The organism is Candidatus Cryosericum odellii (assembly GCF_003570935.1).
In the GTDB taxonomy this organism is placed as follows: domain Bacteria; phylum Caldisericota; class Caldisericia; order Cryosericales; family Cryosericaceae; genus Cryosericum; species Cryosericum odellii.
Genome location: NZ_QXIU01000142.1, coordinates 1 through 9,866, shown reverse-complemented (window position 1 = coordinate 9,866; position 9,866 = coordinate 1). Strand labels below are relative to the sequence as shown.

The 9,866-nt window shown below is 59.2% G+C and carries 9 protein-coding genes and 2 pseudogenes; 10 read left to right on the top strand and 1 reads right to left on the bottom strand.

Annotated features, from left to right (window positions below):
- Positions 1–216, top strand: a pseudogene (locus SMC5_RS05930) (RNB domain-containing ribonuclease); the annotation flags it as partial.
- A gap of 55 nt (positions 217–271) precedes the next feature.
- Here the strand turns inward: SMC5_RS05930 and SMC5_RS05925 are convergent.
- Entirely contained in the window at positions 272–1,129 is an 858-nt protein-coding gene (locus SMC5_RS05925) for a bifunctional 5,10-methylenetetrahydrofolate dehydrogenase/5,10-methenyltetrahydrofolate cyclohydrolase (protein WP_119119979.1), read from the bottom strand.
- A 255-nt stretch (positions 1,130–1,384) separates the two neighbouring features.
- Here SMC5_RS05925 and SMC5_RS05920 point away from each other — a divergent pair.
- The 9 genes and pseudogenes from SMC5_RS05920 to SMC5_RS05880 all read left to right on the top strand — a co-directional run.
- Positions 1,385–2,210, top strand: a pseudogene (locus tag SMC5_RS05920) (aspartate/ornithine carbamoyltransferase family protein).
- Positions 2,211–2,227: 17 nt separating this feature from the next.
- A complete protein-coding gene (locus SMC5_RS05915) occupies positions 2,228–2,518 on the top strand; it encodes an aspartate carbamoyltransferase regulatory subunit (protein ID WP_119119978.1) in 291 nt (96 codons plus the stop codon).
- 6 nt (positions 2,519–2,524) lie between these two features.
- Positions 2,525–3,754: a dihydroorotase gene (locus SMC5_RS05910; protein ID WP_119119977.1), complete on the top strand. Its 1,230-nt coding sequence runs from the start codon at positions 2,525–2,527 to the stop codon at positions 3,752–3,754.
- Entirely contained in the window at positions 3,751–4,626 is an 876-nt protein-coding gene (gene pyrF / locus SMC5_RS05905; protein WP_119119976.1) for an orotidine-5'-phosphate decarboxylase, read from the top strand. Before SMC5_RS05910 ends, pyrF begins: the two co-directional genes overlap by 4 nt.
- Positions 4,623–5,375 (top strand): dihydroorotate dehydrogenase electron transfer subunit, encoded by a 753-nt coding sequence (locus SMC5_RS05900; protein WP_119119975.1) that lies wholly within the window; start codon positions 4,623–4,625, stop codon positions 5,373–5,375. The genes pyrF and SMC5_RS05900 overlap by 4 nt, the downstream gene beginning before the upstream one ends.
- A complete protein-coding gene (locus SMC5_RS05895; RefSeq protein WP_119119974.1) occupies positions 5,368–6,288 on the top strand; it encodes a dihydroorotate dehydrogenase in 921 nt (306 codons plus the stop codon). The genes SMC5_RS05900 and SMC5_RS05895 overlap by 8 nt, the downstream gene beginning before the upstream one ends.
- 47 nt (positions 6,289–6,335) lie before the next feature.
- Complete coding sequence (gene pyrE, locus SMC5_RS05890) at positions 6,336–6,908, top strand: orotate phosphoribosyltransferase (RefSeq protein WP_119119973.1); 573 nt, start codon at positions 6,336–6,338, stop codon at positions 6,906–6,908.
- 143 nt (positions 6,909–7,051) lie between these two features.
- The gene (locus tag SMC5_RS05885; protein ID WP_119119972.1) at positions 7,052–7,441 is read left to right on the top strand and encodes a desulfoferrodoxin; all 390 of its coding nucleotides are present in this window, start codon (positions 7,052–7,054) and stop codon (positions 7,439–7,441) included.
- A 185-nt stretch (positions 7,442–7,626) separates the two neighbouring features.
- Positions 7,627–9,866: CHASE4 domain-containing protein (locus SMC5_RS05880; protein ID WP_119119971.1), on the top strand; the 2,240-nt coding region annotated here is incomplete at its 3' end.

The following is a 9,866-nucleotide window of genomic DNA, read 5'->3' as shown; positions in this document are numbered from 1 at the left end:
GCACTCCTCCTCGAATCCCGGATCGGAGAACAGTTCGACGCCATCGTCACTGGCGCTGCCGACAAGGGAACGTGGGCACGGCTGCTCAGCGTGCCGGTTGAAGGCAGGGTGGTCAAAGGCTTCGAAGGACTGGATGTCGGCCAGCACACGCGGGTCCAGCTCCTCTCGGTAGACGTCGACAAGGGATTCATCGATCTCAAGAGAGTGAATCACTAGGAGGTCGAGTCACAGGCGAAGCAGCCGAAAGGGGCTGCTTCGCCTGCTTCCCTGATCAGCTCAAGCCGTTCAACGAGTTGGCCGCGCGCACCACATGCTCGGCAAGCACCGAGGACGTGACCGCCCCCACGCCGCCGGGGACTGGCGTAATAGAGGCGACTTTTGCTACAACTGCGTCAAAATCCACGTCTCCACACAGTTTGCCATCGCTGCCAACGTTAATGCCGACGTCGACAACAACACTGTTTTCGGAGACGAAATCTGCCGTGATCATGGCGGCCTTGCCCGCAGCGGCGACGAGGATCTCCGCATTACGGCAGGTTTCCTCAAGATCGATGGTCTTCGTATGGCAGATGGTGACAGTCGCGTTCTTCTTGAGCAGCAACATGGAGAGGGGCTTTCCGACCACCATGCTTCTGCCAACCACCGTTACGCGCTTGCCTCTCACGTCAATGGCATAGTGAGCCAGGACTTCCATGACGGCTTCGGCTGTGCAGGGAGCAAAACCACTTTCATCTCCCGAGAATACTTTCGCAATATTGACGGGGCTCATACAGTCGATATCTTTTTTCGGATTGATCATGTTCCTGACTGATTGTTCGTCCAGCTGTCTGGGGAGGGGCCTGAACAGCAGGATACCGTGGATATCAGGATTGTTGTCGACAGCCGAGAACTCTTGTTCAAAATCTGCCTGACCAATCGATTCTGACAACTCGATCACTTTGCAGCGAATGCCTACGCCCCCCATCTTCTTGATGGCACCACGCTCATACGCCAGATCGTCCGGCCGCGCGCCGACCCTCACGATGCCAAGTTGCGGGACAATTCCCTTCCGGGCAAGCTTCTCCACTTCACGCAGCAGTTCTTCCTTCATCGCAGCAGCCACTTCGGAACCTTTCATGATGATGCTCATCTGATCACAGCCTCCATTTTTCTTTGTCTATCCTGTCAGCCTTGGCAGTTCCTTCCGTCAACGAGACGTCCACGTTCTGGTCGACATGCCCAGCGGACGGAACCTTCGACCCATACATATGATAAACACACTCTCAGGAATGCCAAGAAGAATCTGTGTCAGCGATCTGTGAAGGGTACCCCTTGCACGAAAAGACGACCTTCGTATACTCTCAAAGGGTTACGTGCCCCGGTACTCAGACAATGGGGGAACAGTATGCTCAAAGGCAGGCACCTGCTTGACCCGACGGACTTCAGTCCTGGGGAGCTCGACGAGATTTTCGACTTCGCTGACCTGATCATTCAATCTCCCGCTCAATTCAATCACCTGTGTGACTCTTCCATTCTCGCAACACTCTTCTACGAACCCTCCACTCGTACCCGTTTCAGTTTTGAGGCTGCCATGCTCCGTCTCGGCGGGAGCGTTGTCGGCTTCTCCGAACCAACCTCNNCCGCGCATCGCCAGCCAGTACTCTCCCGTCCCCGTCATCAACGCAGGCGACGGCGGTCACCTGCACCCGACCCAGACGCTGACAGACCTCCTGACCATCCGTTCAGTGAAGCACCAGCTGACGGGACTCACGATCGGTTGCTGCGGCGACCTCAAGTTCGGCCGCACGGTCCACTCACTTATCAAGGCCGCCTCACGCTACCCGGACAACCGGTTCGTGCTCATCTCGCCCAAGGAATTGCGCGTCCCCGACTACGTCACCGCGGACCTGACTGCCAAAGGCATCGCATACCAGGAGGTCGAGCGCCTCGATGAGGTCATCGGCGACCTGGACATCCTGTACATGACCCGCGTCCAGAAGGAGCGCTTCTTCAACGAAGACGACTACGTCCGCCTCAAGGACGTCTACATCCTGAATGCCGAAAAGATGCGCCTCGCCCGAAAGGACATGATCGTCATGCACCCGCTGCCGCGCGTCGGGGAGATCGCCTACGACGTCGATAGTGACCCGCGTGCCTACTACTTCAAGCAGGCCAAGTTCGGCATGTTCGTGCGCATGGCCCTGATTTCGAAACTCCTAGGAGCGAGCTGAGATGTTGACCATNNCACATGGGGCGCAAGGACATCATCAAGATCGAGAACAACGTCGACTTCGATGTCACAATGCTGGCACTCATCGATCCGAACGTCACCGTCAATGTCATCGAAGACGAGCACATCGTGCGCAAAGTGAAGCCCGAGCTGCCCGAGCGCGTCGAGGACGTTATCAAGTGCAAGAACCCCCGCTGTATCACCTCCGTCGAGAAGTACATACCGCAGGTCTTCACACTGGTGAACCGTGAACTCGGCCAGTATCGCTGCCAGTACTGCGACGAGATCTACACAGTCGGCAAGGACTGAGGAACAATGGCACCTGACACCAAATCACTCCTGATACACGGGGCACACGTGGTTGATTCCGCCCATGACGAAGCAACGGATATCCTTGTCCAGAGTGGTGTCATCACCGCCGTCGGCAAGGGACTTTCCTCTGACGGTGTTGCTGCTGTCGAAGCGGGCGGGCTTACATGTCTGCCTGCTTTTTGCGACCTGCACGCCCACTTCAGGGACCCGGGGCAGACGCAGAAGGAAGATCTGGCAAGCGGAAGCCATGCAGCCGTGCGTGGCGGGTATACGGCCGCCAACCTCATGGCGAACACGAAACCTGTCATCAGCACGTATGCGCAGGTCAAGGATGTCCTCACGCGTGCCAGGGACATCGGCCTCATCGACGTGCACCAGTGCGCCTCCATCACGAAGAACATGGACGGCGTGACAGTCAACCATCTCGAGACCCTGGGTCATTCCGTGCGCATCATCAGCGATGACGGACATGACGTCATGGACGCCCGCGTCATGCTGCAGGCGATGACAGCCGCCGCAAGGCTGGGCCTGACGGTCATGTGTCACTGCGAAGACATGAATCTCTCTGGCACCGACTATCGTCTGGCCGAAGATCTGATGACGCACCGCAACATCGAGCTGGCACGCGCAGCCGGCTGTCGCCTGCACATCGCACACGTGAGCACCGAAGGCTCCATGCGCGCCGTCATCGCAGCCAAGGAACGAGGGCAGGCGGTCACATGTGAAGTCACGCCGCACCACCTGGCACTGACCAGCGCAACCAACTACCGCGTCAACCCCCCACTGCGGACACAGCAGGATGTAGACTTCCTGATCCATGCCGTGGAACAAGGGTGGGTCGATGCCATCGCCACCGACCACGCACCCCACACGGCGGATGACAAAGCCGCCGGCGCTCCCGGCATGGTGGGTCTGGAGACTGCCTTCGGCGTCTGCACCACGACGCTGGTCCGCCCGGGACACATCACGCTCGCACGGCTTACTGAGCTCATGAGTACGAATCCAGCACGAATCCTGGGCCTGAACAAGGGCTGCATCGCCCCCGGCTACGACGGCGACCTCGTGCTTGTCAACCTCAACACCCCGTGGACCGTCGACGCAGCGGCATTCGCAAGCAAGGGTCACAACACCCCATTTGACGGCCAGATGCTGGTCGGCCGCATAGTCATGACCATCAAGGCGGGAAAGATCGTCTACGATGACACCACATCGAACCAGGAGGCACGCCAATGATCGTTGACAAGCTGTTTAATGCAGTAGCAATGCGCGGTCCCGTCTGCGTCGGCCTGGATACGTCACTCGACTATCTGCCGCCGGAGTTCCGCGCAGGGTTCGCGGGTCCCGGCGAGGCCCTGTTCCAGTTCAACCGACGTATCGTGGACGCCACCATGCCGAGCTGTGCATGCTTCAAGCTGCAGATCGCCTACTACGAGGCACTGGGGCTGGAGGGGCTGCGCGCATACGCCAGGACACTGCAATACATTCGTGGCAAGGGCTGCATCGCTGTCGCGGACATCAAACGCGGCGACATCGCCGCCACCGCCCAGATGTATGCCAAGGCACACTTCGAGGGCGAGTTCGAGGCCGACTACGTGACACTCTCGCCGTACATGGGCATGGACAGCATCGAACCATGGCTGCCCTGGGTCCAGGATCATGACAAGGGCGTTTTTGTCCTCATTCGCACCAGCAATCCGGGGGCTGTCGACATCCAGTATCTCGAGCAGAAATCCGGCGCCCGCGTCTACACAGAAGTCGGCCGGCGTGTCGCCGAGCTTGGGACACACACCATCGGCACCTGCGGCTACAGCAGTGTTGGAGGCGTTGTCGGCTGCACCCATGTTGAGGAGGCACAGGTTCTGCGTCAGCAGCTAAGCACTGTCTTCTTCCTCGTCCCCGGCTACGGCGCTCAGGGTGGCACAGCTGCAGACGTTGCGTTGTACCTCACAAACGGCAATGGCGGCATCGTCAACTCCAGTCGCGGCATCCTGCTGGCATGGAAGAAGCAGGAAGGGGGCGCTGCGCACTTCGACGACTGTGCCAGGGCCGAGGCGGAACGCATGCGGGATGATATCCACACTGCCGTGAACGCGCTGCAGACATGACCAACCTGTCGCCTGCGTACGTAGAAGGGACGACGGTCCTCTCGCAGGAACGCCTGACCGAAGACGTCTACCGTCTGACCGTCGCAACCACGACTGGCGGTGCTCCCGGTCAATTCTACATGGTGCGCGCCTGGGAACGTGAACCACTGCTGGCGCGCCCTCTCAGTGTCCACAGCGTAGACGAGGACACCGTCAGCTTCCTCTACCAAGTACGCGGCAGGGGAACCGAACTGCTGGCGCACCTCGAGCAAGGAGGCACAGTGGCTCTGACCGGACCGCTCGGACACGGTTTCCACACCGAGGAGCTATGCGGCAGGATAGCCATCGTGACCGGCGGCATCGGCATTGCCCCCATGTTCTGCCTCGCACGCACGCTGCCTTCCGGTGATGTGACGGTGATCGCTGGTTTCAAGAGCGCCCCTTACGCGGTTGCCCAATTCGTGAACCTCGGCGTGGACGTACGAATCGCAACGGAAGATGGGTGTGACGGCACCAGGGGATTCTGTACCGAGATATTTGACCCACATATATATGACATGGTGGTGACATGCGGACCCATGTCCATGATGGCGCGCGTGGCACACCTGTGCGCTGAAGCCAGCGTCCCCTGCCAGGCTTCTCTCGAAGCACATATGGCGTGCGGTGTCGGCGCTTGCCTGGTCTGTTCGTGTGCGACGGTCCTCGGCAACCAGCGCGTCTGTGCCGACGGTCCGGTGTTTGACGCAACGGAGGTGATCTGGCATGCTTGAGACAACTCTGTGCGGTATCACGCTCAAGAATCCTGTCATCGCGGCGTCCGGCACCTTTGGCTTTGGCGCCGAGTACAGCGAGTTTTTCGACGTCAGCAGGCTGGGCGGCATCTGCACCAAGGGCCTCACCCTGCACCCGCGCGAGGGCAACCCTGGTCTACGCGTCTGGGAGACGCCCGCCGGCATGATGAACTCGGTGGGGCTCCAGAACCCGGGCATCCCCGTCTTCCTGGAGCGCGAGCTGCCGCGCATGCGTACGCTGGGTACAGCCATCATTGCCAACATCGGTGGGGGCGACCTGGAGGAATACATCGAAGGCGTCCGGCTGCTCTCCAATGTCGATGGCGTCGACATCATCGAACTCAACATCAGCTGTCCCAATGTGCGCGAAGGCGGCATGGCCTTCGGCATCAAGTGTGACGTAGCCGCCAGTGTCGTGGCCGCTGTCCGGCCTGTCTGCGCCAAACCGCTTATGGTCAAGCTGTCTCCCAATGCCGAAGACATCACGGCAATGGCGGTCGCCTGCGAACAGGCGGGAGCCGATGCCGTCTCACTGGTCAACACATTCAAGGCCCTGGCAATCGATATCCACGCCCGCAAGGCTGTCTTCGACAATGTGACCGCCGGTCTGTCTGGTCCGTGCATCAAGCCCATCGCCCTGCGTATGGTCTGGGAGGTAGCCAACGCCATCCACATCCCGGTCGTCGGGATCGGTGGCATCGCGACCTGGCAGGACGCGCTCGAGTTCATCATGGCTGGCGCCACCGCGGTGCAGGTCGGCACCGCAACTTTCATCAAACCGACCGCCATGCTCGACATCGTGAACGGTCTGGAACACTACTGTGCAGACGAGCACCTGACCAGCCTCGCGACCGTCTGTAACATTCTCGGGACAGAGACCCCCTTGCCTTGAACAAAAGGGCTCGGGNNCCAAAACTGTAACACTCTCAGGAGGAGAATATGACAACTGACGAACTGGTTCTGAACGAACTCAAGGAAACTGGGGCGCTGCTCGAAGGCCACTTCCTGCTCTCGTCCGGCAGGCACAGCGATCGCTACGTCCAATGTGCGAGGCTCCTGCAGTACCCCGACCGCGCGGCTTGCGTTCTGGCAGTCGCGGCCGAACAGTTCCGCCCGGTACCCTTCGACCTCATCGTGGGACCCGCCATGGGCGGTATCATCGTTGCGTATGAGCTGGGTCGCCAGTTGGGTAAACCCGGCATCTTCGTGGAACGTGAGAATGGTGTCATGTCGCTGCGCCGCGGCTTTGTCATCGCCGAAGGTACGCGCTGCATCATCAGCGAAGATGTCGTCACGACCGGCAAGTCGTCGGAGGAGACAGCGAAGGTCATCCGTGAATGCGGCGGCGAGGTCGTTGGCATCGCGTGCATCGTCAACCGCAGCGCCGAACTCATCCAGTATCCCGTCTGGAGCTCCATCCGTCTCACCATCGAGACTTGGCCCGCCGACGACTGCCCACTGTGCAAACAGGGGATCCCCTGGGTGAAACCGGGGAGCAGGGGGAATGCCTGATGCGCCGGAGAAACCACGCGCCACAGTGGGCCATTATTACTTAACACTAAAGAAAAAGATAATGTTCCAGCAAACGGTGATATAATGCCTATAGATGGCCTTGAGCGATCCAGTAATTTGTGGAAAGACAAGGAGGTAACGGAATGACACAGAAGTATGAGGTTTACAAGTGCGACATCTGCGGCAACATCGTTGAGATGACCCATGAGGGAGTGGGCACTCTTGTCTGTTGCGGGCAGCCAATGACAAAGATGGTCGCAAAATCCACTGAGGCAGGAAACGAGAAGCACCTGCCGGTTGTCGAAAAGGCAGAGCGCGGAACTATAATCAAAATCGGCTCTGTTCCGCACCCAATGGAAGAAAAACATTACATCGAGTGGATCGAAGTATTCATGAAAGACGGCAAAGTCATGAGAATACCGCTGAAACCAGGTGACAAGCCCGAAATGCATATCGGCCACAACATCGAGGACTTGATTCAGGTAAGGGCCTACTGCAACGTCCACGGGCTCTGGTCCAAGAAGCTGGCGTAGAGTAAACAAGATCCCTCAGAAAAACATTCCATAGGCAGTTCATCAGCAGGCGACAAAGGGTCCTATCTCGTGTGCCTTTGTTGTGCAATGACCAGCCCTTTGAGACAAAAATCCCAAAGGGCTGGCGAGACAGACGATAAACCTCGAGCGTTTGTACGCTGCGCCTTCACTTCTATACTGATCCTGTGAAGCTGCGCACCAGACTGCTCATAATTGCTCTCGTTGGCTTGACCGTCTTCGTCGCGGCGTTCTACGTACTAACTGGCGTGACCATCGACAGAACGTATGCCCGCCTCGACAGTCAGAACGTCGAACGCCAGGTCTTGCGAGCACGTTCGTACTTGATCTACTCTCTTGAGACGCTGGGGAGCACCTGCTCCGACTGGGCCTACTGGGACGATACGTATCAATTTGTCCTCGACCACAACACCGCGTATGCAGACTCGAACCTTACCCCCAGCAGTCTGGCCACGATAGATGTGAGTACCATGGTGTTTCTGGACACAAGCGGCAAGGTCGTCTATGTCAGCTCCGCCGAGACCGGAAGCCAGACGCCGGATGACGCTCCATCGGACCTCATCGCGCAGTTTGGACCCGGGACAGCGCTGTTGACGCGGGCACTGCGTCAGCCTGGCCTCACCGGCTACATGCTTGTTGGCGGACATGTGGCATTCGTAGCTGCGCGCCCCATCCTGACAAGCGCTAGCACCGGCCCGGTACGGGGAGTGCTGGTCTTCGTGCGGGATCTCGATGATGCCTCCTTTGCCAGTATGGCTGAGACGGTCGGCGGGAGCGTGACCCTCCAGCCTGCTGGTCAAGTCCAGCCAGAAACTGTCGAGTCACAGGCGCTCGCCCTGCTCTCGGCGGGACAGCCCACCATCGGTCTGCCGGCAGGAACAGACGAGGTCCGCGGATTCACGAAGCTCACTGACCTCTCTGGAAGTACTACTCTCCTCCTCTCGACGACCGCAAAGCGCACTCAGTCTGCCGAAATCGCCCAGCTGAAGCACATAGTTGTTGCAGCCACCAGCATCATAGTTGTCCTGCTGTTGGGCCTCGGCCTGCTCGTCGTGAACCGTACGTTCATAAGGAGAATTGCTTCGCTGGGTCATCAGGTGACTGAGGTCGGTCATACCAGTGACCTCTCACTGCGCGTGCACCTGCCCGGCTCAGACGAACTCTCGCAGCTTGCCACAGATGTCAACACAACCCTGGAGTCGCTGCAACAGACTCAGCAGGACAAGGACCGGATGGCTGAGGAATTGGAGCGGGATCGGACACGACTGCATGACTACTTCGACCACGCACACGACCTCATCTTCGCACTGGACTCAAGTGGCAAGGTGACCCTTGTCAACCAGTCCGCATGCTCGGTTCTTGGGTACAAAGAGAACGACCTGCTTGGTCGCAGCATCCTTGACATCGTCAGCCCGGACAGCCGCGAGTTCATGCTCAGGGCCAACGATGAAATCGGAAGCGGGGACAGTGTGGCAAGGACCATCGACGTTCTGACACGTGATGGGAACCGCCGAACCCTGGATCTGAGCGGCCAGCGCCTCTGGGACAACGGACAGCCGACAGGCACCTTCTACATCGCCCGGGACATCACCGATCGGCTTCGCATGGAACATGAGTTGCTGCACAATGAGGCCCTGGCATCGCTGGGCACGCTGGCCGCTGGTATCGCCCACGACTTCAACAACGTTCTGACAGTCGTCAAGGGAAGCATCTCCCTGGCAGACTCGTCTCTGGAGGAACCTGCTGAGTCGCAGCACCACCTGGAGGTTGCGCGCGTAGCAGTGGACCGTGCTCAGGCTCTCGCCAGCCAGTTGTTGACCTTCTCCCGTGGTGGCGCCCCAGTCAAGGAGAACGTCGACGTCGAGTCCATCGTCCGGGAAGTGGCGAGATTCGTCCTCAGCGGCTCAGGTATCGCACTACAAGTGAGTGTCGATGGAATCCTGCCCGCCGTGGAAGCTGACCGCAACCAGTTGTTTCAGGTCGTGCAGAACATTATCCTGAACGCGCGGGACGCGATGCTGTCGGGGGGCACACTGGACATTGCTCTTCGCTGTCAGACCGTGTCGGAGGAGCATCCCTTCGGCATCGCCGCACCCGGAGACTACGTCGTCATCCGCATAGCAGATAGCGGTTCCGGCATCGCCCCGGAAGATATGAAGCTCCTGTTCGATCCCTTCTTCACGACAAAGCCATCAGGACACGGGGTCGGTCTCTCGACGGCACGGTCCATCGCCAGACGACATGGGGGAGACCTGCTTATCGAGTCGGTTGCAGACAAGGGAACGACGGTCTGGCTGTGCATGCCTGTCGCCAATGGACCTGTGACCCAAGCCCAGCTCGCGAAGCCGGAGGGGAAACCTTCCTCCGCCACCAGCCGCCTCCTGGTCATGGATGACGAGCAGACCGT